This window comes from Metabacillus flavus, from assembly GCF_018283675.1.
GTDB classification, from domain to species: Bacteria; Bacillota; Bacilli; order Bacillales; family Bacillaceae; genus Metabacillus_B; species Metabacillus_B flavus.
Genome location: NZ_JAGVRK010000001.1, coordinates 2,914,514 through 2,937,559, shown reverse-complemented (window position 1 = coordinate 2,937,559; position 23,046 = coordinate 2,914,514). Strand labels below are relative to the sequence as shown.

At 43.1% G+C, this 23,046-nt stretch carries 24 protein-coding genes; 19 read left to right on the top strand and 5 right to left on the bottom strand.

Features of this window, described 5'->3' with window-relative positions:
* Positions 1 to 113: 113 nt before the first annotated feature.
* Positions 114 to 1,046, bottom strand: coding sequence for a cysteine synthase A (gene cysK / locus J9317_RS14980; protein ID WP_211559932.1), 933 nt, complete (start codon positions 1,044 to 1,046; stop codon positions 114 to 116).
* 133 nt (positions 1,047 to 1,179) lie between these two features.
* On the opposite strand from cysK, the gene thpR reads away from it, so the two are divergent.
* The 6 genes from thpR (at position 1,180) to J9317_RS14950 (ending at position 7,104) form a co-directional block, all read left to right on the top strand.
* Positions 1,180 to 1,743 (top strand): RNA 2',3'-cyclic phosphodiesterase, encoded by a 564-nt coding sequence (gene thpR, locus J9317_RS14975; RefSeq protein ID WP_211559929.1) that lies wholly within the window; start codon positions 1,180 to 1,182, stop codon positions 1,741 to 1,743.
* A complete protein-coding gene (locus tag J9317_RS14970) occupies positions 1,740 to 2,129 on the top strand; it encodes a CidA/LrgA family protein (RefSeq protein ID WP_211559927.1) in 390 nt (129 codons plus the stop codon). Before thpR ends, J9317_RS14970 begins: the two co-directional genes overlap by 4 nt.
* Positions 2,126 to 2,806 carry an LrgB family protein gene (locus J9317_RS14965; RefSeq protein WP_211559925.1) on the top strand — a complete coding sequence of 227 codons (681 nt, stop codon included), beginning with the start codon at positions 2,126 to 2,128 and terminating at the stop codon, positions 2,804 to 2,806. Before J9317_RS14970 ends, J9317_RS14965 begins: the two co-directional genes overlap by 4 nt.
* Before the next feature lie 11 nt (positions 2,807 to 2,817).
* On the top strand, positions 2,818 to 3,759 hold the full coding sequence (locus J9317_RS14960; RefSeq protein ID WP_211559923.1) for a nuclease-related domain-containing protein: 942 nt from the start codon (positions 2,818 to 2,820) through the stop codon (positions 3,757 to 3,759).
* 132 nt (positions 3,760 to 3,891) lie between these two features.
* Positions 3,892 to 6,036 carry a type I pullulanase gene (gene pulA / locus J9317_RS14955; RefSeq protein ID WP_211559921.1) on the top strand — a complete coding sequence of 715 codons (2,145 nt, stop codon included), beginning with the start codon at positions 3,892 to 3,894 and terminating at the stop codon, positions 6,034 to 6,036.
* Positions 6,037 to 6,297: 261 nt separating this feature from the next.
* A complete protein-coding gene (locus J9317_RS14950; RefSeq protein WP_211559919.1) occupies positions 6,298 to 7,104 on the top strand; it encodes a phosphotransferase family protein in 807 nt (268 codons plus the stop codon).
* A 1-nt stretch (position 7,105) separates the two neighbouring features.
* On the opposite strand, the gene J9317_RS14945 is transcribed toward J9317_RS14950, so the two are convergent.
* Entirely contained in the window at positions 7,106 to 7,384 is a 279-nt protein-coding gene (locus J9317_RS14945) for a YtzH-like family protein (protein ID WP_211559917.1), read from the bottom strand.
* 357 nt (positions 7,385 to 7,741) lie between these two features.
* On the opposite strand from J9317_RS14945, the gene trmB reads away from it, so the two are divergent.
* Positions 7,742 to 8,395: a tRNA (guanosine(46)-N7)-methyltransferase TrmB gene (gene trmB / locus J9317_RS14940; RefSeq protein WP_211559915.1), complete on the top strand. Its 654-nt coding sequence runs from the start codon at positions 7,742 to 7,744 to the stop codon at positions 8,393 to 8,395.
* Positions 8,396 to 8,553: 158 nt separating this feature from the next.
* A complete protein-coding gene (locus J9317_RS14935) occupies positions 8,554 to 9,396 on the top strand; it encodes a YtnP family quorum-quenching lactonase (RefSeq protein ID WP_211559913.1) in 843 nt (280 codons plus the stop codon).
* A 249-nt stretch (positions 9,397 to 9,645) separates the two neighbouring features.
* Here J9317_RS14935 and J9317_RS14930 read toward each other — a convergent pair whose 3' ends face one another.
* The gene (locus J9317_RS14930; protein ID WP_211559911.1) at positions 9,646 to 9,957 is read right to left on the bottom strand and encodes a hypothetical protein; all 312 of its coding nucleotides are present in this window, start codon (positions 9,955 to 9,957) and stop codon (positions 9,646 to 9,648) included.
* A gap of 108 nt (positions 9,958 to 10,065) precedes the next feature.
* Between J9317_RS14930 and J9317_RS14925 the strand changes: the two genes are divergently transcribed.
* Together J9317_RS14925 and J9317_RS14920 are read left to right on the top strand one after the other, a co-directional pair.
* A complete protein-coding gene (locus J9317_RS14925) occupies positions 10,066 to 11,139 on the top strand; it encodes a M42 family metallopeptidase (protein WP_211559909.1) in 1,074 nt (357 codons plus the stop codon).
* A gap of 25 nt (positions 11,140 to 11,164) precedes the next feature.
* Positions 11,165 to 11,695 carry a DUF84 family protein gene (locus tag J9317_RS14920; RefSeq protein ID WP_211559907.1) on the top strand — a complete coding sequence of 177 codons (531 nt, stop codon included), beginning with the start codon at positions 11,165 to 11,167 and terminating at the stop codon, positions 11,693 to 11,695.
* 163 nt (positions 11,696 to 11,858) lie between these two features.
* On the opposite strand, the gene J9317_RS14915 is transcribed toward J9317_RS14920, so the two are convergent.
* Complete coding sequence (locus tag J9317_RS14915; protein ID WP_211559905.1) at positions 11,859 to 12,299, bottom strand: YtoQ family protein; 441 nt, start codon at positions 12,297 to 12,299, stop codon at positions 11,859 to 11,861.
* A gap of 142 nt (positions 12,300 to 12,441) precedes the next feature.
* Between J9317_RS14915 and J9317_RS14910 the strand changes: the two genes are divergently transcribed.
* The 6 genes from J9317_RS14910 (at position 12,442) to murC (ending at position 19,705) form a co-directional block, all read left to right on the top strand.
* Positions 12,442 to 12,942 (top strand): hypothetical protein, encoded by a 501-nt coding sequence (locus J9317_RS14910; RefSeq protein WP_211559903.1) that lies wholly within the window; start codon positions 12,442 to 12,444, stop codon positions 12,940 to 12,942.
* Between the two features lie 77 nt (positions 12,943 to 13,019).
* Positions 13,020 to 13,334: a thioredoxin family protein gene (locus J9317_RS14905; RefSeq protein ID WP_211559901.1), complete on the top strand. Its 315-nt coding sequence runs from the start codon at positions 13,020 to 13,022 to the stop codon at positions 13,332 to 13,334.
* Between the two features lie 24 nt (positions 13,335 to 13,358).
* Complete coding sequence (locus tag J9317_RS14900; RefSeq protein ID WP_211559898.1) at positions 13,359 to 14,177, top strand: DUF1444 domain-containing protein; 819 nt, start codon at positions 13,359 to 13,361, stop codon at positions 14,175 to 14,177.
* 1 nt (position 14,178) lies between these two features.
* Complete coding sequence (ytpR, locus tag J9317_RS14895; protein WP_211559896.1) at positions 14,179 to 14,784, top strand: YtpR family tRNA-binding protein; 606 nt, start codon at positions 14,179 to 14,181, stop codon at positions 14,782 to 14,784.
* A 599-nt stretch (positions 14,785 to 15,383) separates the two neighbouring features.
* A complete protein-coding gene (locus J9317_RS14890; protein ID WP_211559894.1) occupies positions 15,384 to 18,131 on the top strand; it encodes a DNA translocase FtsK in 2,748 nt (915 codons plus the stop codon).
* A gap of 275 nt (positions 18,132 to 18,406) precedes the next feature.
* Positions 18,407 to 19,705, top strand: coding sequence for a UDP-N-acetylmuramate--L-alanine ligase (gene murC, locus J9317_RS14885; RefSeq protein ID WP_211559892.1), 1,299 nt, complete (start codon positions 18,407 to 18,409; stop codon positions 19,703 to 19,705).
* 367 nt (positions 19,706 to 20,072) lie between these two features.
* Here murC and J9317_RS14880 read toward each other — a convergent pair whose 3' ends face one another.
* Positions 20,073 to 21,191: an aminopeptidase gene (locus J9317_RS14880; RefSeq protein WP_211559890.1), complete on the bottom strand. Its 1,119-nt coding sequence runs from the start codon at positions 21,189 to 21,191 to the stop codon at positions 20,073 to 20,075.
* Positions 21,192 to 21,411: 220 nt separating this feature from the next.
* Here J9317_RS14880 and J9317_RS14875 point away from each other — a divergent pair, with 220 nt between their 5' ends.
* The 3 genes from J9317_RS14875 (at position 21,412) to ytxJ (ending at position 22,754) form a co-directional block, all read left to right on the top strand.
* A complete protein-coding gene (locus tag J9317_RS14875) occupies positions 21,412 to 21,849 on the top strand; it encodes a DUF948 domain-containing protein (protein ID WP_211559888.1) in 438 nt (145 codons plus the stop codon).
* A gap of 29 nt (positions 21,850 to 21,878) precedes the next feature.
* Complete coding sequence (locus J9317_RS14870) at positions 21,879 to 22,331, top strand: YtxH domain-containing protein (RefSeq protein ID WP_211559887.1); 453 nt, start codon at positions 21,879 to 21,881, stop codon at positions 22,329 to 22,331.
* A gap of 96 nt (positions 22,332 to 22,427) precedes the next feature.
* Complete coding sequence (gene ytxJ, locus J9317_RS14865; RefSeq protein ID WP_211559885.1) at positions 22,428 to 22,754, top strand: bacillithiol system redox-active protein YtxJ; 327 nt, start codon at positions 22,428 to 22,430, stop codon at positions 22,752 to 22,754.
* Positions 22,755 to 23,046: the final 292 nt, after the last annotated feature.

Here is a 23,046-nt window from a genome sequence, read left to right as displayed (position 1 = left end):
TATGCAGCGTCATATTGGTTTATGGAAAGGAGAGAGCTTGACTCATTAAGCCTTGAGATGGCATATCTGCTTCCCAGCTCAAGGCTGAAATGAATTCTGCCGCCTTTCCTCCATCAATTAGAAGAAAACAAATCAGTCGATAAGTAGCGTTCCCCTGTATCACAAGCTATACACACCACTGTATCCTCTGGCGTTAACCGTTTTGCCACCTCAATCGCGGCGAAGCATGCCGCACCGGATGATGGCCCCACAAGGATTCCTTCTTCTTTCGCCAGCCTTCTCGCCGTTGTATAGGCTTCTTCATCTTCTATGCGGAAAATTTCATCATATACTTCCTGATTCAATATAGATGGAATAAACCCGGGACTGGTTCCAACGAGTTTATGCTTACCGGGCTTTCCTCCTGATAGGACAGGAGAACCAGCTGGCTCTACTACATGCACAGTGAGATCTTCCAGATGCTTCTTCAGTTCCTCTCCAGTACCAGTGATGGTTCCGCCGGTTCCGGATGTTGCAACAAATGCACTTAGTTTCTTGCCGGCTGCCTCCATTGCCTCCAATATTTCGATAGCGGTTGTTTTTCTGTGCGCATCCGGATTGGCTGCATTTTCGAATTGCATGGGCATGTAGCTGTCTTCAATTTGCTCTGTCAGTTCCTGTGCTTTTTTAATGGCACCCGGCATTTTTTCATCTCCCGGAGTAAGAACAACTTCTGCTCCATACGCTTTTAACAGGTTAATCCGTTCCTGAGACATCGTGTCAGGCATAACCAATATTGCTTTATATCCCCTTGCGGCCGCATTCATAGCAAGTCCGATACCCGTATTGCCGCTTGTTGGTTCAATAATCGTCGACTTTTCAGTCAGCAGTCCGCTTTTTTCCGCTTCGGAAATCATTTGAAAAGCTGCGCGGTCTTTCACACTTTTACTCGGATTGAAGAACTCCAGCTTCAGGTAGATTTGTGCTCCGCCTTCAGGAGCAAGCCGGTTAAGCTTCACAAGCGGAGTTCTTCCAATCAAATCTGCCATATTATTTGCTACATCCATTCGTCATTCCTCCAGGTACTATTTGAAAATATCATAACAAAAATTATGATGGTTTACCTAGTCATCGAATTGTGTATCCAGTCCGTTCATTTGATAGAATAGGAATAAGAGTTATTAGCAAAGAGGGTAGAAAATGGGCACACATTATTTTCTGGCTGTCCGAATTCCGAGACAGCAGTCTGAAATTATTTATCCATTAATCAATCAGTTAAGTCAAATGAAGTTCAAACGGTGGGTCCACCCGTTTGATTATCATATTACACTTGCATTTCTCGGCGAGCCGCCTTCCGAGGAGCATCTTCTTCACTTATGCGATGATTTATCCGAAATAATAGAAGGAAGGCTGCCTTCATTTTCTCTGGACTTTGCAGGAGTTCATACATTCGGAGCAGCAGATTCACCAAGAATATTATGGCTTGGAGTCCGTCCGTCTAAAACCTTGATGGAATTGAGAGAGCAAGTCTATTCTTCGTGTATAAAGAATGGTTTTCAGCTCGATCCGAGACCATTCAAGCCTCATATTACCCTGGCGAGAAAATGGGACGGAAAAGATTCATATATTAACCCGGACGGATGGAATCCTGAGTCCATTCCTTCATTTGAAGTGAAATCCATTGAATTGCTGCAGACGAATGTAAACGAAGAACCTAAGTACAAGACGATTCGTTCTTTTCGTTTAACAGGAGCAGAATTATGATGATGTATGCAAGAATTGCTATACAAGTCGCTCTCCTTTTTGGAATAAGCATAGCGGGTATGTTTATACAAAGGCTGACCCATCTCCAAGTACCCGGAAGCATGATTGGTATGATTATGCTGTTTTGCCTTCTAAGGGCAGGATGGATGAAGCCGGAATGGATTAGAGAGGGAAGTTCATTTTTGCTGAGAAACTTAACTCTTTTATTTGTACCCGGCACAGTTGGTCTTATACAGTATCTTCATCTGTTTGAGGGTAAAGGGATACTTAGTGCTGCAGCTGCACTTATCAGTACGTTTTTGGTTATGTCTCTGTCTGCCTGGATGACAGAAAAATCGCTTGAACGTAAAGCAGCGAAAAGCGGAAGAGAGGGTTTGGAATCATGATCACGTCCGTCTTATCTTTTGCAGGAACAATTCTGCTCTTTAACGGAATGAAAAGGGTTCATAAGCTTCTTCCGACCCCTTTACTGCTTCCAATTGTAACAAGTACGGCAATTCTTATTATGGTTCTGCTCCTGACGGGGACGGCTTACGAGGCGTACATGGAGGGCGGGGAATTCATTAGCATGCTCCTCGGTCCGGCAGTCGTCGCTCTTGCATTCCCCCTCCATGATCAGTGGGACCGTCTAAAGAAGCACATTCTGCTGCTGGCCGGTGCTTCTCTTGCCGGTACATTAATCGGGCTTTTCAGCGGAATGTATATGGCGATCCTGTTCGGGATGGATTCTGAAATTATCCGTTCTCTAATCCCGAAATCTGTCACCGCTCCGATTGCTATGGACATTGCCTCTATGATTCACGGAATTCCAGCATTAGCCGCCGTATACGTCATGGTGGCGGGAATATCGGGATCGATGTTCGGACCTTTCCTGATGAGAAAGCTGCTCATTCAAAATCCAATCGCTGTCGGAATTGGTTATGGTGCTGCTTCCCATGGCGTGGGTACGGCCAGGGCCTTGGAATACGGAGAACAGGAGGGTGCAGTCAGCTCCGCAGCGATGACCTTCAGTGCTATTTTTGCTTCATTATTATGTCCGCATATTGCGGCACTACTTTTATAAAGGAGACCGATATGGGTCAATTGATCAAACTGAGAGATTACATATCAAGATATGAAATAGATCCCTATCACTATACAGGGCAATATATCCGTTTGAAAAAACATCAATGGGAGCGGATTAATAAGGCTTGGGAGGAAAGACAGTTTGACACCTACATTGCCCGTTTTCCTGAAGAGCCGGAAAAAGGGGAAGAGAAATCTTCCTTTTGGGGAAAATGGACGTTTCGAAAGCAACAAGAACAGGAAGAACCGGTAAACGAGTCTCCGGCTTTTGCAGCTGAAGAAGACCCTGATTTGCTGTTTACCCATGTGCCTGCTTCCATTGATGAGCTAAAACATGAATTTCTGGATAAGATTTACCGCTTCCAGCTGAAATGGGCGAGCTCGACAATTCGTGAGCAATCCGATTTTGACAGACGCTATTTTTATGATGAAACGCTTCAGTTTTTCCTGAAACGTCTTCCAGATCATAATCTGTATATGCACAATGCTGTGCTCGAAGTGAAAAATGCGGCAGTTGAAATCGGCCCTGTTCTTATCACGCCTGCTGGAATCCAGTGCATTTCCTGGATTCAAGGCAAAAAAGAGGATATACTTGTTGGCTCCGGCGAAAGATTTTGGACCATCAAAAGCGGTAAATATTCAAAAAAGACTTTAAATCCATTGCTCGATTTACACCGTACTTCCACAATTATCAAAAAAATAATAGAAAGCAGGGGAATTGATTTTCCTGTGATGAAACGGCTTATCTTTGAACATGGATATGCTGATTTTCAAACGCCCCCTTATGATGTTGAGGTAACCGATAAGAGGAGCTTTAATGAATGGCTGAGCAAAATGAGAAATTTATCTTCCCCTGTTAAACATGATCAGCTGAAGGCTGTGAAAGCCCTTCTTGACTGCACTCTTACACGTTCAAGAATCCGCAGTGACTGGGAGGACAGGGGAAATTAAGGGAAGTCCTCTAACACGCGAGGGGCTATTGCACATAAAATGAATTATAGATCCGGTAATAAGTGGAGAGACTGAACAATTGCAGGCATTCATCCTAATTTTTCATATACGTTTCTCCGAGGGGGAAGAGCAATGACGAGTGTAAACAGCCCATTTGAGGCTTACTTAGATGATCTTCATACCATTACCATTTTGCTGCCGAGTGATCGGCAGAACTTCTTTAAAAAATCTTTTACTGTGACGGACGACGAAGGAAACGAGTCCCCTTTATCCATGTCAGATTGCTATGATATCGAAAATTTTGTAAAATGCATTTGCCATTCCAGTATCCAGCTGAAAGCCGGCAAACGCCAATTGGTCACTGACTCAAGCGGCCTCTCGGCAGAATTGCTGATGGGAGCTGTAATCAGAACGGCGGCGTTTGATGAATTGTATGGCTTTGACGGCAAACTCGGAGCTGAATTTACCGAAGCCCAAATTTCTTTAAAGGTCTGGGTACCTACAGCAGTAGAGGTTCGTCTCCTATTGAGCGATCCTGCCCGCCAGATAATCGAAATGCCGATGAGGAAGGAAGACCAAGGAATATGGCGAGCTCAGATTGGTCTGGATCAGTACGGGAAATTCTATAAATACCGTGCCTTGATTAATGGGAAATGGCGGGAAGCGGCAGATCCTTATGTAAAAGCTGTAACTAAAAATGGTGAATGGGGCGTCCTGTTGAATCCTGCAGACGCACAAGTGGACAAAATTCCAGTCCCTCCTTTGAACCAAGTGACGGATGCCATTATTTATGAGCTGCATGTGAGAGACTTCTCCATTCACGAAAACAGCGGCATGAGTGCAAAAGGAAAATATAAAGCCTTTGCAGAAAAAGATACGGCTTCCAGAAAAGGCTTCTCTTCCGGCATGTCCTATATTAAGAGTCTGGGTGTTACACATGTCGAACTTCTCCCGGTCTATGACTTTGAAGGAGTTGCGGAGGGCGAGGCAGACGGAGGATACAATTGGGGCTACAATCCTGTTCATTTCAACGCACCTGAGGGCAGCTACTCGACAGATCCTGATAATCCGATGGCAAGGATCAGAGAGCTGAAAGAGTGCATTCAGGCATTGCATGCAAATGGCCTTAAGATGATTATGGATGGCGTATACAATCATGTGTATGATATGAACCTGTCTTCTTTTGAAAAGCTTGTCCCAGGATATTTTTTCAGAATGGATGAGTATGGCTATCCCTCCAACGGAACAGGGGTCGGCAATGATTTTGCTTCGGAAAGAAGAATGGCAAGAAAATATATTTTGGATTCCATTCGTTATTGGATAGAAGAATATGATGTAGACGGCATTCGTTTTGATTTAATGGGAATCCTTGATCTTGACACAATGAGAATGGTAAGAGAGCTTACATCATCCATTAAAAAAGATGCGATTCTGCTAGGAGAAGGCTGGGATTTATCAACCCCTCTCGGAGCGGACCGAAAAACGACCATAATTAATGCAAAGAAAATTCCTGGAGTTGCATTTTTCAATGATCGTTTCCGGGATGTGGTGAAAGGGAGCACATTCCTTCATGGAGACAGAGGCTTTTCAATGGGGGATGAAGGAAAAAAGGATGAAGCGCTTTCCGTGATAAAGGGGATTGTACAATACAGCCAAGGTTCCGACAAATGGCTTGAGGATCCGTCCCAATCGGTTAATTACGTGGAATCCCATGATAATCATACGTTTTGGGATAAATTAAAAATTGCTGTACCGGATGCGCCGGATGAAAAGCTTCGTCAGTATCAGAAACTTGCCTCATCTATGGTGATTTTATCTCAGGGCATTCCCTTTTTGCATGCAGGCCAGGAGTTTTACAGAACAAAGCAAGGATGCGAAAACAGCTATAACCAAAATGATGACATCAATCATTTAGATTGGAACCTAAGAGAAGCATTTGAAGCGGACATAGAAGAAATAAGACAGCTGATCCATTTGAGGAAGTCTCATGGAGCATTCAGATTGAGCGGCAAAGAAAAGGTTGAGCGTCATTTTCATATCCTTCCCTCTCCGCCATACGCCATTTATTATCTATTGAAAAATGTCGGGGAGTATGGAAGCTGGTCAAATATTTTAGTCATTCATCAGGCGTGGGAATTTGACACGGAATTTGCTTTGCCGGATGAAGATGAGTGGGAGATTGCTTATTCCCCGGGAGCTAAAGACGGAAATTACTTGGCTGAAAAAGGAAAAGTCAAGCTGAAAAACATAGGAACGTATGTATTGTTTAAGTCTTAGGCCTTAGTTTTTCTTGACGGGAAATACCTGTAAACGATAAAATTTAAAAGGACGGCTATTGGATGTTGCTCTGTGATTGCCTCAATCAGCGGTCTTTTTATTTTTTTTTATGATTACTTTCTAAAAATGAATTAATATTTAAATATAACGAGTGGCTCGGAGGATGAACTGTTTTTTTCGAAATAGTCCATCTTCATTTGCCTTCGCCTGCAATAATGCTGTACGGACTTATTGATAAAAATCTTAACATGAAATGATGGGTTGACATTGAATCAAAATTGGCTGGAACATCTGCTCGGACAAGAGTGGGAGCTTTCTCCTGCAGGAGGGGCTACGGGAGAAGCTTATTATGCCCGAAATGGGGAACAAAAGCTTTTCTTAAAACGAAATAGTTCGCCATTTCTTGCCGTTCTCTCAGCAGAAGGAATTGTTCCAAAGCTGGTTTGGACTAGAAGAATGGAAAACGGTGATGTGATCACGGCGCAGCATTGGCTGGAAGGCCGCGAGCTGAAGCCTGCTGACATGGACGGAGATCATGTAGCCTCGCTTTTACATAAGATTCATCATTCAAAAGAACTGCTGGATATGCTGAAAAGGCTGGAGAAGCAGCCGCTGACGCCAGCAACTATTCTTGAAGACATTCGGGAGACCCTTGAGTTCGAAACTTTTTTTCTTCCGGAAATCGAAGAAGCTCTGCAATATCTGCATGACCGGCTGCCTGATGTGGAAGTGCAAGAAAAAGTGGTTTGCCACTGCGATTTAAATCATAATAACTGGCTGCTTTCAGAAAACGATCAGCTCTATCTGATTGATTGGGATGGTGCTGTCATCGCTGATCCAGCAATTGATTTAGGAAACCTTCTGTATTCTTACATTGAGGAAAGCCGCTGGAGTGACTGGCTTTCCCGGTATGGTCTTGAGCTTACAGACCGCCTGCGGTTGCGCATGTATTGGTATGTACTCGCTCAGACGATTGTCTCACTTATGTGGAACCGTTCCAAGAACCACGCAAAGGAAATGCATCAGGCGGTTCAAAATTTAACCTTGCTGCTGAAACGGAAAATTTAGATTACGAAAAGGAATCGATATCCTGTATCCATTGGGTTAAGTTCTGCTGCTGTGAAGTGATATGCTGATTCAATTCAGAGGCGGACTTTCCACTTTGACTGTATTCGTAAATATTCTGAAGAACATTTTTAACATTTTGATCAATCTGGGCATTGACCATCAGAGATTTAATGAGCCGTTCAATTTGTTCGCATTCTGCAACTGTCCCGCAGCAATCCGCTTGCTGCTCGGTAAGGATATCCTTTAGCAGCGTGACTTGATGATGATAATCCAGGGGCATGGTTCATCTTCCTTTCGACTTTTTGCTATACCTTTAAGATGTTCAACTCCATTCTTTTTATCCCGCCTAAATGGGAAGGAATACATCCATTAAGTTTTATTCTATAACGCTCCGGCATGCAGAAGCTGCCGGGTTTTTTTTTGCTATGTTTAAATGATAACTTTTTTTAACACCTGTTGATTGGAGCGGACGCCTGGAGCGGAAATCAACAGCCAAGTTTAACAGAGCTAATTTTTAAAAAGCATTGCCTTTATCGTTTCAAAATGGCGGACCGCAATCGGCAAGTATTGCGCAATATGAAAAGTCATGCTATTTTTTAACGAGCAGAATCTGAAAAAACGTACATGAGGTGTTACTATGCGAGTAAGAAATAAACCGTGGGCAAGCGAGTTTTTAGCGGAAAACCGGCATATCGCGATCGCACAGCCTTCCGAATTAAAAGGAAAATGGCAGGAGTTTTTTGGGAATTCCAACCCTATTCATATAGAAGTCGGGACAGGGAAAGGGCAATTCTTAACAGGAATGGCTAAAGCCAATCCAGACATTAATTATCTCGGCATTGAGCTTTTTCAAAGTGTGATGGTCATTGCCGTGCAGAAGGTTATTGATGCCGAAGTGGATAATCTGAAGCTTTTAAATGTAGATGCAGCGGTTTTGACGGATATTTTTGAGGACGGCGAAGTGGACAGGCTGTATTTGAATTTCTCTGATCCATGGCCTAAAAAGCGTCATGAGAAGCGCCGTCTTACTTATAAAACCTTCCTAAGTCTTTATGAACGCTTGCTTGTAAAAGGCGGTGAAATTCACTTCAAAACCGATAATCAGGGTTTGTTTGAGTTTTCTTTAAGGAGCTTTTCGGAATATGGGATGCTTCTGACCTTTGTGAGCCTTGATTTGCACCAAAGCGATTTTGAGGGAAATATTATGACCGAGTATGAAGAGAAGTTCTCCAATAAAGGCCAAAGAATTTACCGGTCTGAGGCAAAGTTTCAAAATGACAAAAGTGAATAAGTGAAGTTTGGAGCCTGAGCCAATCTGCAAGCCGTCAGATTGGCTCAGGTTCTTTTTGGAATTGCAGCAATTTCACTTGGCTTATTTCCTTTAATGAGAGGCTGTGCTTTCCAGAATCGCAGAATTGCTGTTAAAATAAATGGGGGAGGGATTTTTGTATGGAAACATTGCAAATTGGTCAGATGAAGCTTACTTGGCTGAACGGCGGGGATACTCATATGGATGGGGGCGCTATGTTCGGAGTTGTACCGAAAGCTCTGTGGTCCAGGAAATATCCGGTGAATGAGCGGAACCAGATTGAGCTGAGAACGGATCCGATTCTCATTCAAAAGGATGGAAAGAATATCATCGTTGAGTCCGGAATTGGCAAAGGCAGACTGTCAGAAAAACAGCTTAAAAATTACGGGGTGACGGAAGAGTCGAAACTGGAGGAATCTCTTCATGAGCTCGGGCTTACTCCTCTGGATATTGATATCGTCCTGCTAACACATATGCACTTTGATCATATTACGGGACTTACAAAAGAAATAGACGGTGAATTACAATCGGTCTTTCCGAACGCGTCCATTTATACAAGTGATGTAGAATGGAATGAAATGAAAAATCCGAACATTCGGTCTAAGAATACATATTGGAAAGAAAATTGGCAAGCAATCGAGCAGCAGATTAACCCGTTTACAGGAAAAAAAGAAATAATTCCAGGCATTACAATGGTTCACACTGGAGGCCACAGCAATGGCCACAGCATTCTGATTTTCGAGGATCAGGGAGAAACGGCAATCCATATGGCCGATCTCATGCCAACACATGCCCATGACAATGTACTTTGGGTACTCGCCTATGATGACTATCCGATGACTTCCATTGAGCAAAAAGAGAAGTGGCTGAGCTATGCTGCTGAAAACGAAGCATGGATCACGTTTTACCATGATGCAAAATACAGGGCAATAAAATGGAATGCTTCAAAGGAAACGGTAAAGACTGTGGATAGAATGAAATAAAATGAAATTTTTTAAATAAAGGCTATGTTAAAGCATTATGTTGATTGCTTAAACAACTGTTGATTGGAGCGGAAGGCGTGAGACTCCGGAGGGAGCAGCGGGACAGGTGAGCCCCCGCAGGCGCAAAGCGAAGAGGAGGCTCATCGCCCGCCCAAGGATAAGCGAACGCCTGCTAGCTGCAATCAACAGCCAAGTTTAACAGAGCTATAAAAAAAGAAACAGAAGATTTTCTTCTGCTTCCAAACGGGATTACGAAACCTTGTTCACTTCAAGCAAAAGTCCTGTTCCTGCGTGCACGATGGCCTCGTATTGCTCGAGTGATCCTTCAATGGTTCTCGTGATTCCGGTTTTATACACTTTATGGCTGGATTCATGGATGGAATAATCCTCTGGAACCGTATAAATCCAGGATCCTTCAATCGGTCCCTTTTTCTTAAATTCCTGCTTAACGAGCTGGAGTGCTTTATCGGACGAAATAAATGGGGATTTGAGCTGGTCTTTTAATAGGTACGCTGCTGCGAAGCCTATTCCAATCCCGGCAATTAAACCTGTGCATTTCATGACTATCTGCCTCCTTCAGCTTTTTCTATCTTAGTATACCTAAGTTAGCCGGCCTTGTTAAGCAAGGTGATTACATATACAGACAAAATTCGAAAAGAGGTTAACAGAATGAATAAAGAAACAATGGATCTTTTTAAAACGCTTACGGAGCTTCCGGGAGCACCCGGAAACGAGCACGGAGTAAGAAAATTTATGAGAAGCCAGCTAGAGCTTTACTCGGACGAAGTAGTTCAGGACAGACTTGGCGGTATCTTTGGAGTGAAAAAGGGAAATCCGAATGGACCAGTCATCATGGCTGCCGGGCATATGGATGAAACCGGATTTATGGTCACTTCGATTACAAAAAACGGAATGCTCCGCTTTCAGCCGCTTGGAGGCTGGTGGAACCAAGTTCTCCTTGCGCAGCGGGTTATCATCTATACGAATAACGGACCAATTCCAGGCGTGATCGGGTCAATCCCGCCTCACCTGTTAAGTGAGGAACAGCGGAAAAAACCGATGGAAATTAAAAATATGCTGATTGATATTGGAGCAGACAGTGCGGAAGATGCTAAAGAAATCGGAATTAAACCGGGTCAGCAGATTATTCCGGACAGCTCTTTTACCCCAATGGCCAACCCCAAAAAAATCATGGCAAAGGCATGGGACAACCGGTATGGCTGCGGGCTGTCGATTGAACTTTTGAAGGAACTAAAGGGTGAAAAGACTGATAATATCTTATACTCGGGTGCTACGGTACAAGAAGAAGTTGGCTTGCGCGGAGCACAGGCTGCTGCAAATATGATCAAACCGGACTTGTTTTTTGCCATGGATGCAAGCCCCGCAAACGATATGACTGGTGATAAAAAAGAATTCGGTCATCTTGGAAAAGGTGCACTTCTGCGGATACTGGACCGGTCAATGGTGACACATCGGGGTATGAGAGAATTTGTTTTGGATATGGCGGAAACACACAGCATCCCTTATCAGTATTTTGTCTCACAGGGCGGAACAGACGCAGGACGGGTACATACCTCGAACGAAGGCGTTCCATCTGCGGTCATAGGTATTTGCTCAAGGTACATTCACACACATGCTTCCATTGTTCATGTTGATGATTATGCTGCGGCAAAAGAATTGCTTGTTAAATTAGTAAAGGCATGTGATCAAAGCACGGTGGATTCTATCCGGGCAAACAGCTGATCCCCATGTTCATGGAGGGAAAAGAATGATTGTAAGCATCGGGACAACAAATCCCACAAAGGTCAGAGCTGTAAAACTAGCCTTTGCAGAGATTGATTTAATACAGGAATTCATAGAAGCTGATGTTGCTTCAGGCGTATCCAGTCAGCCTTTTTCAGATGAAGAAACGATGAAGGGAGCCATCAACCGGGCCGCGGCTTCCAGAAAAGAAACAGGAGCTGACATAGGAATCGGACTTGAAGGCGGAGTTGTTGAAACGTCATACGGCTTCTTTCTTTGCAACTGGGGAGCGTTAACAGATGGAAGTCTTTCTCAGCCAATAGTTGCCGGAGGAGCCCGGATTGAGCTTCCTCTTGAAATCGGAGCGGAGATTGTAAAGGGCAGGGAACTAAGTGATGTGATGGATGAATTTGCTCATCGGACGGAAGTAGGGAAAAATGAAGGGGCAATGGGAATTTTCACGAACGGAGCGGTAGACCGGACGGAAATGTTTGCCCACGTTGTAAAACTGCTTGCAGGCAGATATCAATATGAAAAAAACAGGCAGTCTCTTTAATGGAGGGCTGCCTGTTTTTAGGATCAGCTGTCAATTAGAGCAGCGGGCGGCGGGCCAATGCTGTATAAACGCATTATTAGTAACGCGCGGCAGGGACAAAGCACCAAAGAGACTCGCGGGCGGCGAAATCAATTGTCAGAGTCTGCACAGAAATTTTTGAATCCTATTCCTTATCGTAAATGTATGACAATATTTGAATGGCCTGGCTAACAGTTTCAACAGTGACACTTGCTTTACTGGAAAGTTCTTTAAGAGGATGATGCAGTTCCCTCGGTCTAATTAGTATAAGCGGCTTGCCCATTTCAATCGCGGCGCTTGCATCCATAGCAGTATTCCACTGCTTATAGGATTCACCGAATAGGGAAATAACAAGATCCGCTTTTTTCAGCAATAAGGAAGTTCTTAAATTATTAATCCGGGAGGCTGCCTCGTCTTTTTGAATGGAATCCGCCTGCTTCCCTAAAATTTCTTCGCCGATTTGATCGGAACGTTCGTGATTTTCCATTGGGCTAGTGAATGTAATGGGCAAGTGAGCTGCTTTTTCTTTCAGCTCCGTTCTCCAGTCACTGTGGATTTCTCCTGCCAAAAAGATATGTAAATTCATATCCATTCCTCCTGTAAACAAATTCTAACAGTCAATACCCTTACAGCAATTGCAAAAAACATAAAAGAAGGGAGGTTTATCCTTAAATTGGGAATGGTAAAGATAAGGACGAACTGAAGGTATTTGATAGGAGGACCAAGCAATGAAGAAATGGATAAGTCTGATTGCAGTTACTTTATTTGCTCTGACTTCAGGCTGCGGCGGAATTTCAGATAAGGAAATGAAAAAGCAGGCTGAAGAAAGTGCTTCAAAAAGCTTTGAAGCAAAGAGTCAGAAGCCGAATGAGAAGATTGAAAGCGGATCATTCTACTTGCCGGAAGATTACAGCATCTCTTCAAAAAAGCCTAACAATGCGATTTTAACTAAAGGCGGGCAAAAATTTTTGCTTTTCATAAATAAAAATGAAAGAAAAGACAGTAAAACTTCCTACGCAACGCTTCGCAAAGAATATAAGAAACCGCTTATTGACAAAACGTTTACCGAGGATGGCGAGTTCGGCTATCTCTTCGTACGAAAAACAAAGGAAAAAGAATATGAAGCAACAGCAGGAATTGGCGGAAATAAACTGACAGCTTTAATTAAAAAAGAAGATGTGCCTGCTGCAGCCGGGACGATGATGAAGGTGCTTAAATCCATCCAATGAAACATGCGGATGGATTTAAGCCTCTTTTATCTGGTATGATTCAACTATGTGAAATCTAGAAATCGGAGGATCATCTAATGGAAAAATTACAATCTATGGAACAATATAAAGAAATCATTCAAAAAGAGCATACAGTGCTTATGTTTTCAGCGGACTGGTGCCCTGACTGCCGTGTTATTGATCCTTTTCTTCCAGAGCTTGAAAAGGATAATCAGTCATTTACATTTTATTATGCAGACCGGGACGAATTCATTGATCTTTGCGCAGAGCTGAGTGTATTTGGTATACCAAGCTTTGTCGCTTTCAATAAGGGCCAGGAAACTGGGCGTTTTGTAAGCAAAGACCGAAAAACAATCGAGCAAATCCAGGAATTCCTGAATTCAATTCAATAATCGGCTGACGGGAGGACACCGCGGATGAAGCCAAGAAAACTTTCTCAACTAATAGAAGAAAAGCTGAGCGGCCATCAATGGTCATTTCATTATGACCGTGAAAAAGAAACGCTTCGAATAGAAGAACCTGCTATTAAAAAAGGAATAACAATCGGGCTCAATGAAATTGCTGCCCGTTATGAAACGGAAAAGGACAAGGCTATAGAAGAGGTAATCTACCATGTAGAGGAAGCTCTGCTTGCCATGAAAAAAGAAAGCGGTCTGGAAGGAAAGGAAAAATCGATTTTTCCAGTTATCCGTTCTACTTCTTTTCCAGAAAAATCAAGCGAGGACATCCCTCTGCTTTTTGATGAGCATACTGCTGAAACGAGAATTTTCTATGCACTCGATATGGGAAAAACGTATCGGCTAATTGATGTTGCCATGATGGAAAAAGAGGGATGGAACCGTAAAAGAATAAAAGAAACGGCATTTTTCAACCTAAGATCGCTAGCTCCTTCTGTAAAAGAAGATCAGGTGGCGGGCAATACGTTTTACTTTTTCAGAGCCAATGATGGATACGATGCAAGCCGGGTATTAAATGACTCCTTGCTGGAATCGTTTAAAGAACGAATTTCTGGTACAATGGCTTTGGCACTGCCGCACCAGGATGTTTTAATTATTGCAGACGTTCAAAATGAGACGGGGTATGACATACTTGCCCAAATGACGATGAGCTTTTTTGCAAGCGGCCGGGTCCCGATTACGGCGTTATCTTTCTTATATGAGGATGGCGAATTGGAGCCTGTTTTTATTCTGGGGAAAAACAGAGCAAATTCACCGAAAGATGGAAAGGAAGAATAGAATGAATGTTTTTTATAACCGTGAAGGCGTAGGCGATACCCTGCTTATTTTTATTAATGATATTCCGCGTGAAAACAGGACATTTGAAAGGAAGCAGGATGCAGTAAAAATCTTTGATGCTGAATCAAATGAGCTCGCTGGCTACAATCTTTTCAACGCATCCAAATACATAGCTGTGAATGGAGCAGGACCAGTAGAATTAACAGAAGCAGTGGTAGAAGATATAAATAAGGCCTTATCCCAAAATGGTTTCGATGAGCGCCTGAACGTAGACTTCTCTCCTAAATTTGTAGTTGGACACATCCTTTCCAAGGAAAAGCATCCAAATGCCGATAAACTGAATATCTGCAAAGTGAATACAGGAACAGAAGTCCTTCAAATCGTTTGCGGAGCCCCTAATGTTGAAGCCGGCCAAAATGTGGTTGTCGCTAAAGTCGGCGCAGTCATGCCAAGCGGAATGATGATTAAGCATGCTGAATTAAGAGGCGTTCCTTCAAGCGGAATGATCTGTTCCGCCCGGGAATTAGACCTTCCTGATGCACCGCAGGAAAAAGGAATTCTAGTCCTAGAAGAAAACAGGACTCCTGGAGAGAACTTTTTTCAGTAATTCACACCCTGATTAACGATTGAACCCACTGAAAACCATATTTTTCATCGAAAATTATGATAAGATAAAAGTCACTAGGATAATAAATCCAGTGGCTTTTTTAATTGAAAAGCGGAGGCGGCTTGTTCAGCCTCGACAAGCATAAGACAATCTGCCGGAGGAAGGCGCTCTTTCCTTCTGTAGGATGAGTGGCTTATGACCTCGAGAGGCTAGCCGCCGGAGCTAGACACCAAAACAAAGTTCAAAACCCGGCTTCCAGCAAGGAAGTTCAGCTAAAAATGCGACGTCCTGCCGCAAAGCTGAAGGGGCCTGCATCTTTCAGGACTTTGAGATCGCAGAGTGCTGTGCAGTAACATAAGGAAAAGTATTCTGTGTCTGCGCTTATAAGAATAGGCTTTGTTAAAGCATTATGTTGATTTTTTAACACCTGTTGACTGCAGCGGAAATCAACAGCCAAGTATAACAGAGCTTAAAAATAAAAAGAGAATGAGTAAAACTCCCTCCATTGGGGTATAAACCTTTGAAAAATAATAGTGTCTGTGAATCCTAACTTCTTTTTAGATGAACAAACAACATGATGCTGAAAGAGTGATAATGAAATGAGCTGGATGTCAAAATTTAAACAGTTTCTATTTGGTGAAACAGAGGAAATTGTAGAAGTCGTGGAATATGTAAGAGTGGATGAGGAAGAAACCGTAGAGGAAATAAAGCGTGAACGCAAACAATCCCATCACCAGGCGCCGCCGAAGAATGTGCGGGCTGCCGGAAATCAGTTTGAAACGAAAATTGCTTATCAATATCCTGCAGGAAACTTTCGTTTTCCTGCCATTCCGGATGAGCGGAAGCGTCAGGCTAGACCTCAACAGTCCCGTCCTGCAAATCCAGTAAAATCTGCTGAGATTACCAGAGAGAAAAGCAGAAGGGATGAAGGACTGAGACCGCCTGGAACTGTTTCGAAACCGGCTGCTTCAAGAAAAATAGAGCCTGAAACTAAAAGTGTTAAGAAGCCTTTCCAGCCGACCATAATTCCTTCTCCAATTTACGGTTTCCGCAAGAGGTCAGAAATGGAATCTCTTCCATATAAAATCAGGGAAAAAACCATAGCTGAAAGCAGGATGGATGAAGAAGAAACGCTTCGTAAATTATCCATGCACAGTTCTTCCTTTTATAAAAAAAGAGCAGCAGAGGCAGCTCAAAAACAAGCCGCTTCTGATAAAAAAGAATTTTTCGCTAAAGGTACAAACCCAATTCCGGATTTTCCGCCGCATGTTCAAACCGATAAGCTTGAAGATGGGCAGCTTGAAATGGACACGGGAACGCTTCCTTCCGGCACTGATGATTCTATAACCCCTTTGAGTGATGAAAAGACTTCATTTGCAGGATATGAAAATTCTGCATTTGTTCCAAAAGAAAATGAAAAAGAGGTCTTGGAAAAACACGATGAATCCCTTCTTCTTTTAGAAGAAGACCATGGTACAGAAGATTACTTGGTAAACCCAATTGATGAACCACTATATTTTGATGAGCCGGAGGCCGCCGCTGCAAATGCTCAACACGTGCACAATGGTTCTGATGAAATAGAGATTGAAGCTGATCCTGCGGTAAAAGAGATTCCTATTATGATGGAAGACCTGGATCCCATTCAGGAGGAACGGGAAGAAGCTACAGCTGAAGAGACAGAACCCATTCATGCCGTTCATGGAGAATTTAAAAATTTAATTGCTGCAGATGCGGAACAGGCTCCGCAAATATCCATGAATGCAGAGCCGGACAAGGAAATATACGTATCTGTACCAAATCAGGTGCAATCAGAACAGGTAAAACCAATTAGGACAGAGCTAAAGTCTCAAACCGCTTCAGTCCCTTACAACGTCCTTATGCTGAATAGGGACCGCAATCGAATAAAGGACCGGATTCAAGAGGGCTCCTATATTTTCCCTCCCCTTCATTTGCTGAGCATCCCACCAAGAGAGGCTTCAAATGATCAGGTGTGGCTTGACTCGCAGCGTGAACTTTTGGACAGCACCCTAAAGAATTTCAATGTGCGGGCCAAGGTAGTTCATGTCACACAGGGACCTTCTGTCACGAGGTTTGAGGTTCAGCCGGAGCCTGGTGTGAAAGTGAATAAGATTACAAATTTGTCAGATGATATTAAACTTAGTTTATCAGCCAAAGATATCCGCATTGAAGCACCAATTCCAGGAAAAAATGCTATTGGTATTGAAGTTCCCAACCTGCAGAGCAAAACGGTATCATTAAGGGAAATTATCAGATCGCAGGAGTTTAAAAACAATCCTTCTCCGCTTACGGTGGCACTCGGACTTGATATTTCAGGACAGCCGATTGTAACGGATTTGAAGAAAATGCCGCACGGGCTGATCGCGGGTGCTACAGGATCAGGCAAAAGTGTGTGCATCAATTCGATGCTAATCAGTCTTTTATATAAAGCAGCTCCCCATGAGGTGAAGATGCTGCTGATTGATCCAAAAATGGTGGAGCTTGCTCCATACAACCGAATTCCTCATTTGGTCAGTCCGGTTATTACGGATGCAAAAGCTGCTACCGGTGCATTAAAATGGGCTGTTGAGGAAATGGAAAGACGGTATGAGCTGTTTGCCCACTCTGGAGTGAGAGACATCAGCCGATACAATGAACTTGTGAAAACCCATAAGCAGGGTGAACACATGCCTTATCTTGTTATTGTTATTGATGAGCTGGCGGATCTTATGATGGTAGCTCCAGGAGAAGTGGAAGAGGCGATCTGCCGAATTGCCCAAAAGGCACGTGCCTGCGGAATTCATTTAATCGTTGCGACCCAACGACCTTCTGTAGATGTTATTACTGGACTTATTAAAGCCAATATCCCGACAAGAATTGCTTTTTCTGTCTCATCCCAGGTGGATTCGAGAACGATTCTTGATGTCGGCGGAGCCGAAAAACTGCTGGGAAGAGGGGACATGCTATTCCTCGAAAATGGGACGTCTAAGCATTTAAGAGTGCAGGGGAATTTTGTGTCCGATGATGAAATGGAGCAGGTTGTAGCTCATGTTAAAAAACAAATGGATCCAGTTTATCTGTTTAACCAAGAGGAATTTTTGAAAAAATCCTCCATTCAGACTGAGGAAGATGATTTATTTTTAGAAGCATGCGAGTTTGTCGTCACACAAAATGGAGCATCAACATCAAGCCTCCAGCGGCGTTTTCGAATTGGATATAATCGTGCGGCGCGTCTAATTGACATGATGGAAGAGCAAGGGATTATTTCAGAAGCCAAAGGAAGCCGTCCGCGCGATATTCTAATTTCTGAAGATGATTTATTGTCAAGCCAGGAAAGCAATCTCCTTTAATTCTAAAATTGGGATAATCAAACAATCCGCAGGACAAATAGGTCCTGCGGTAAATTGACACTGCTTGAAAAGAGGCTTATAGTAGTTAAGGTTACTTTTGAAAGGTTAGGGCAATACAAGTAAAAACAGGAAAATACCTCTCCTTTATCCATAAGATTATCAAGGATGGATGGAGCGGTTGCAAAATTAGATGAACGTCATATACTGTAGAATAGCTGCGGGCGATTGCCCATTGCAAGTTCATTATACAGATAGACGTTGCTGGAGGTTCAATTATGACTGTTTATCATTTTGTTGGAATTAAAGGAACAGGAATGAGTGCACTGGCACAGATTCTCCATGATATGGGGTACGAGGTTCAGGGTTCCGATATCGACAAAACGATCTTTACTCAAAAAGCACTTGAAGACAGAGGGATTACGATTCTCCCTTTTGATAAAGAAAATATTAAACCGGGACTTACCATCATTGCAGGAAACGCTTTTTCTGATACACATGCTGAAATTGCGGAAGCGATGAATCAGGAACTTCCGGTCATTCGCTACCACCGTTTCCTCGGTGAATTTATGAATAAGTATACGAGTGTGGGAGTTACCGGAGTTCATGGAAAAACCTCCACTACGGGGTTGCTTTCACATGTAATCCAGGGGGCTGAGCCAACCTCCTTCCTAATTGGGGACGGTACAGGTAAAGGGCTGCCAGATAGTAAATATTTTATTTTTGAATCCTGCGAGTACCGCAGACATTTCCTTTCTTACTATCCGGATTATGCGATTATGACCAACATAGATTTTGATCACCCTGATTATTTTGCAAATATTGAAGATGTGTTCGATGCTTTTCAGAAAATGGCCTTGCAGGTTAACAAGGGAATCATTGCTTGCGGAGACGATGAGCATTTGCAGCAAATTCAGGCAAAAGTGCCGGTTGTCTACTACGGATTCGGAGAGCAAAACGATTTTCAGGCAAGAAATGTGGTGAAAAGCACAGATGGAACGAGCTTTGATGTATTTGTAAGGAATACATTTTACAGCTCTTTCAAAATTACGGGCTTCGGCGACCATAGCGTATTGAATGCTTTGTCCGTTATTGCTCTGTGCCACTACGAAGAAGTAAACGTGGAAATCATTCAAGAGCGTTTGCTGACTTTCGAGGGTGTGAAACGGCGTTTCAATGAGAAAGTAATCGGCAGACAGGTGCTGATTGATGATTATGCCCATCACCCTACTGAAATTAAGGTCACGATCGAAGCAGCAAGGCAAAAATATCCGGATCGTGAAGTCATCGCGGTATTCCAGCCGCATACATTCACCCGCACCCAATCCTTCATGCAGGAGTTTGCGGACAGTCTGAAAAAAGCCGATTACGTGTACTTATGTGATATTTTTGGTTCCGCTCGTGAAAATGCCGGAAAGTTAAGCATTGACGACTTGATTGCTAAAATCGATCAATCCTCTTTAATACAAGAAGCTGAAATGGATGTACTGAAAAAGCATGAGAACGGCGTGCTTGTTTTCATGGGAGCAGGAGATATTCAAAAATATCAGCGTGCCTATGAAAATATATTGGCCTAAAACGGCTTTCTCTGTTTAAAAATTGGCTCTGTTAAAGCCTGATGTTGATTTTTAACACCTGTTGATTGGAGTGGAAGGCGCGAGACTCCGAGCTAAGAGCAGCGGGACAGGTGAGACCCCGCAGGCGCAAAGCGGCGAGGAGGCTCACCGCCCGTCCCGCGGAAAGCGAGCGCCTGCAACGGAAATCAACAGCCAAGTTTAACAGAGTATAAAATTTAGAAAGGTTTTGGCTGATTTCCGCCAATCGGCTTAACCATAATTCTTCAAAGTACCAATATAAAAAAACACAACCCCCGGAATGCTCTTACACAGTGTCCCGGGGGTTTTAATTTCAGTTGGTTAGTCTCGGCAAAACCATTAAACAGGATTATGATTTAAGATTCTCTGGATTCAAACCTTCCAGTTCCGGTATAACAAACCGGCCGTCTTTGCGGATTAAAACATCGTCAAAATAAATTTCACCGCCTCCGTATTCTGGACGCTGAATCATGACCATATCCCAGTGAATGTTAGAATGATTGCCGTTAAACGCATCATCGTAGCATTGACCAGGTGTAAAGTGGAAGCTCCCATCGATTTTTTCATCAAAGAGAATGTCCTGCATCGGATGAAGGATGTAAGGGTTCACTCCAATTGCAAATTCGCCTACAAATCGTGCTCCTTCATCAGTATCAAAGATTCGGTTAATCCGCTCTGAATCATTGGCAGTGGCTTCAATAATTTTTCCCTCTTTAAATATAAGCTTCACGTTTTCAAAGGTAAAGCCGTTATAAGGAGACGGTGTGTTGTAGGAAATCGTTCCATTAACTGAATCTCTTACCGGGGCAGAATAGACCTCGCCGTCCGGAATATTAAGATGACCCGCGCATTTTACAGCAGGGATGTCTTTGATAGAAAACGAAAGGTCGGTCCCAGGACCTGTTAAACGGACTTGATCTGTTTGATTCATCAGATTAGCTAACGCGTCCATTGCTTTATCCATTTTGCTGTAGTCCAGATTGCAAACATCAAAATAGAAGTCTTCAAACGCTTCTGTGCTCATTTTCGCAAGCTGAGCCATGGAAGCGGTCGGATATCTGAGTACCACCCACTTCGTTTTAGGCACTCTTATTTCACTATGTACTTTCTTGCCTAGTGTTTTGCTGGAAACTTTCATTCTTTCATCCGGTACATCAGCGTGTTCATTAATATTGTTTCCTGAGCGGAGCCCGATGTATGCATCCATGTCTTTCATTACGTTCGCTTCATACTCAGCAATTTTCGAGTAATGATCCTCTGTCGCACCCATGAGAAGAGAACGGTCCACCTGCTGATCCTTCAGCAATACAAATGGGAGACCTCCGACCTCATATGCTTCCTGTACCAGTGCTGTCACAAGTTCTCTTTGAAGACCGAAGTTTTCAATCAGCACCTTTTCACCCTTTTGAAGTCTGACTGAATAATTAATTAAATTATGTGCCAGTGTCTGTATGCGCGGATCTTTCATTGCAATAACCCCCAATTTATTGTATTCTTTATCATTTTACCTGAAAAAAACCTAAAAACTGAATTTTTCTGCATTTATCCGCGCCAGGTTTCCAAAAATTTTTTTTCCGTAAAAGGAAATGAGGCCCTGTATGTAGAATTGGCTAATAGAAAGTATATTAAATGTTTATAATGTCATGTGACGGGTAAATGGTTATTAAATTCATGGGAGGTGCCCTATCTTGGAAATCATCTTGTATTTAAGCATCGCACTAATAGCAATCGCCTTTACAGTGCTTGTTATTTTTGTATCCAAAACACTGAAATCTGTGCAGGCGACACTAGATAATGTAGCAGGGACTATGTCAGGGCTGGAAAAACAAGTTCAGGGAATTACGACAGAAACGACAGAACTCCTACATAAAACCAATTTGCTCGCCAATGACATTCAGCAGAAATCTGAAAAGCTGAACACAGTCGTTAACGCTGTGCAGGGGGTAGGACAGTCACTTCAGCAGCTTAACCGTTCAGTAAGCAATGTATCCACCTCCGTATCCAACGGTCTGGATAAAAACAAAGAACAGATTTCACAGGTTGTTCAATGGAGCAATGCAGCAATGGACATTTGGCAAAAATGGAAATTGAAAAAAGAAAGATCAAAAACTTCAACCATGAACTAAGCAGAAACAGAAAATGGGGAGGAATCAGGATGAGCAAAGATGGGATCAATAGCAAAGATTTTATGATCGGCACCCTTATTGGGGGAATCGTTGGAGCTTCAGCAGCCCTATTGCTTGCTCCCAAATCTGGCAAGGATTTAAGAGATGACCTTGGAAGCCAGGCGAACTTGGTTGCAGAGAAAACAAATAAAATAACGAATGATGCATTAGGCAAAAGTACTGAATGGGCGAATAAGGCAAAGGAAAAAACGGCTTCCCTGTCTCAAACGGTCAGCAGCCAGTCTTCTTCCATTATGAATAAAGTGAAGGATATCCGCAGCGGGGACAAAACGCCTGAACAGGATCCGATGAATGCAGAAGTGTCAGCGATTGATGAACTGGCTGAAGAAGCAGCCTCATCCTCCCGCCCATCGGCATTTGACTCCCAGGAGAACGTTTTGCAGGAAGCGCGCGAATTTGCAGAAAAAGACTCCTCAAAGTAATCAAGCGGAACCTATTCAATGATAAATAAAAGGAAAATATAAAAAATCGGCAGGGAAGACTTCTGCCGGTTTTTTATATAAAGGGAGGTCTATGAATTGAAAGAACAGATTAAGGAAATCAGTGAATTTGAAAACCTGCTTCAAACACATAACCGATTTTTATTTGTTAAACATAGTTTGACATGCCCAATCAGCAAAGAAGCCTTTAGGCAATTTTCCCAATATGATTCCTCTCAGGATGAGTTAAAAACGTTTTATCTCCATGTACAGGAATCCAGAGAACTTTCTGCCTATATAGCAGACAAGCTTGGTGTTAAGCATGAATCGCCCCAAGCATTGCTGATTGATAATGGATCGGTGATATGGAATGCATCCCATTGGAATATTACCGCGGATTCACTCGGAAAAGCGTCAGCGTTATAAGGAGCAGCAGGGATATCCTGCTGTTTTTTTTATTTAAATCAATAGGCAGGAGATATGAGATGGAACATGAATTTTTATTAAGAACGGAGCCTGAATTCCCTTATTTAGGGATTGATATAACTCCCTTGGGAAACTCCCGATTACTTAAAAAATGGCTATGTTAAGGGAGTATGCTGATTTTTTTAACAAGTTGATTGGAGCCGAATGCGTGAGACTCCGGCGGGAGCAGCGGGACAGGTGAGACCCAGAGGCGCAAAGCGCAGAGGAGGCTTCCCGCGCCCTCCCAAGGATA

Coding starts and splice junctions, on each gene's coding strand:
- ytpR (WP_211559896.1), top strand. CDS start 14,179: ATGAATGTTTTTTATAACCGTGAAGGCGTAGGCGATACCCTGCTTATT.
- cysK (WP_211559932.1), bottom strand. CDS start 1,046: ATGGATGTAGCAAATAATATGGCAGATTTGATTGGAAGAACTCCGCTT.
- J9317_RS14930 (WP_211559911.1), bottom strand. CDS start 9,957: ATGAAATGCACAGGTTTAATTGCCGGGATTGGAATAGGCTTCGCAGCA.
- J9317_RS14890 (WP_211559894.1), top strand. CDS start 15,384: ATGAGCTGGATGTCAAAATTTAAACAGTTTCTATTTGGTGAAACAGAG.
- J9317_RS14920 (WP_211559907.1), top strand. CDS start 11,165: ATGATTGTAAGCATCGGGACAACAAATCCCACAAAGGTCAGAGCTGTA.
- trmB (WP_211559915.1), top strand. CDS start 7,742: ATGCGAGTAAGAAATAAACCGTGGGCAAGCGAGTTTTTAGCGGAAAAC.
- J9317_RS14915 (WP_211559905.1), bottom strand. CDS start 12,299: ATGAATTTACATATCTTTTTGGCAGGAGAAATCCACAGTGACTGGAGA.
- J9317_RS14970 (WP_211559927.1), top strand. CDS start 1,740: ATGATGATGTATGCAAGAATTGCTATACAAGTCGCTCTCCTTTTTGGA.
- J9317_RS14880 (WP_211559890.1), bottom strand. CDS start 21,191: ATGAAAGATCCGCGCATACAGACACTGGCACATAATTTAATTAATTAT.
- J9317_RS14965 (WP_211559925.1), top strand. CDS start 2,126: ATGATCACGTCCGTCTTATCTTTTGCAGGAACAATTCTGCTCTTTAAC.
- J9317_RS14960 (WP_211559923.1), top strand. CDS start 2,818: ATGGGTCAATTGATCAAACTGAGAGATTACATATCAAGATATGAAATA.
- thpR (WP_211559929.1), top strand. CDS start 1,180: ATGGGCACACATTATTTTCTGGCTGTCCGAATTCCGAGACAGCAGTCT.
- pulA (WP_211559921.1), top strand. CDS start 3,892: ATGACGAGTGTAAACAGCCCATTTGAGGCTTACTTAGATGATCTTCAT.
- J9317_RS14945 (WP_211559917.1), bottom strand. CDS start 7,384: ATGCCCCTGGATTATCATCATCAAGTCACGCTGCTAAAGGATATCCTT.
- J9317_RS14935 (WP_211559913.1), top strand. CDS start 8,554: ATGGAAACATTGCAAATTGGTCAGATGAAGCTTACTTGGCTGAACGGC.
- J9317_RS14900 (WP_211559898.1), top strand. CDS start 13,359: ATGAAGCCAAGAAAACTTTCTCAACTAATAGAAGAAAAGCTGAGCGGC.
- murC (WP_211559892.1), top strand. CDS start 18,407: ATGACTGTTTATCATTTTGTTGGAATTAAAGGAACAGGAATGAGTGCA.
- J9317_RS14910 (WP_211559903.1), top strand. CDS start 12,442: ATGAAGAAATGGATAAGTCTGATTGCAGTTACTTTATTTGCTCTGACT.
- J9317_RS14925 (WP_211559909.1), top strand. CDS start 10,066: ATGAATAAAGAAACAATGGATCTTTTTAAAACGCTTACGGAGCTTCCG.
- J9317_RS14905 (WP_211559901.1), top strand. CDS start 13,020: ATGGAAAAATTACAATCTATGGAACAATATAAAGAAATCATTCAAAAA.
- J9317_RS14870 (WP_211559887.1), top strand. CDS start 21,879: ATGAGCAAAGATGGGATCAATAGCAAAGATTTTATGATCGGCACCCTT.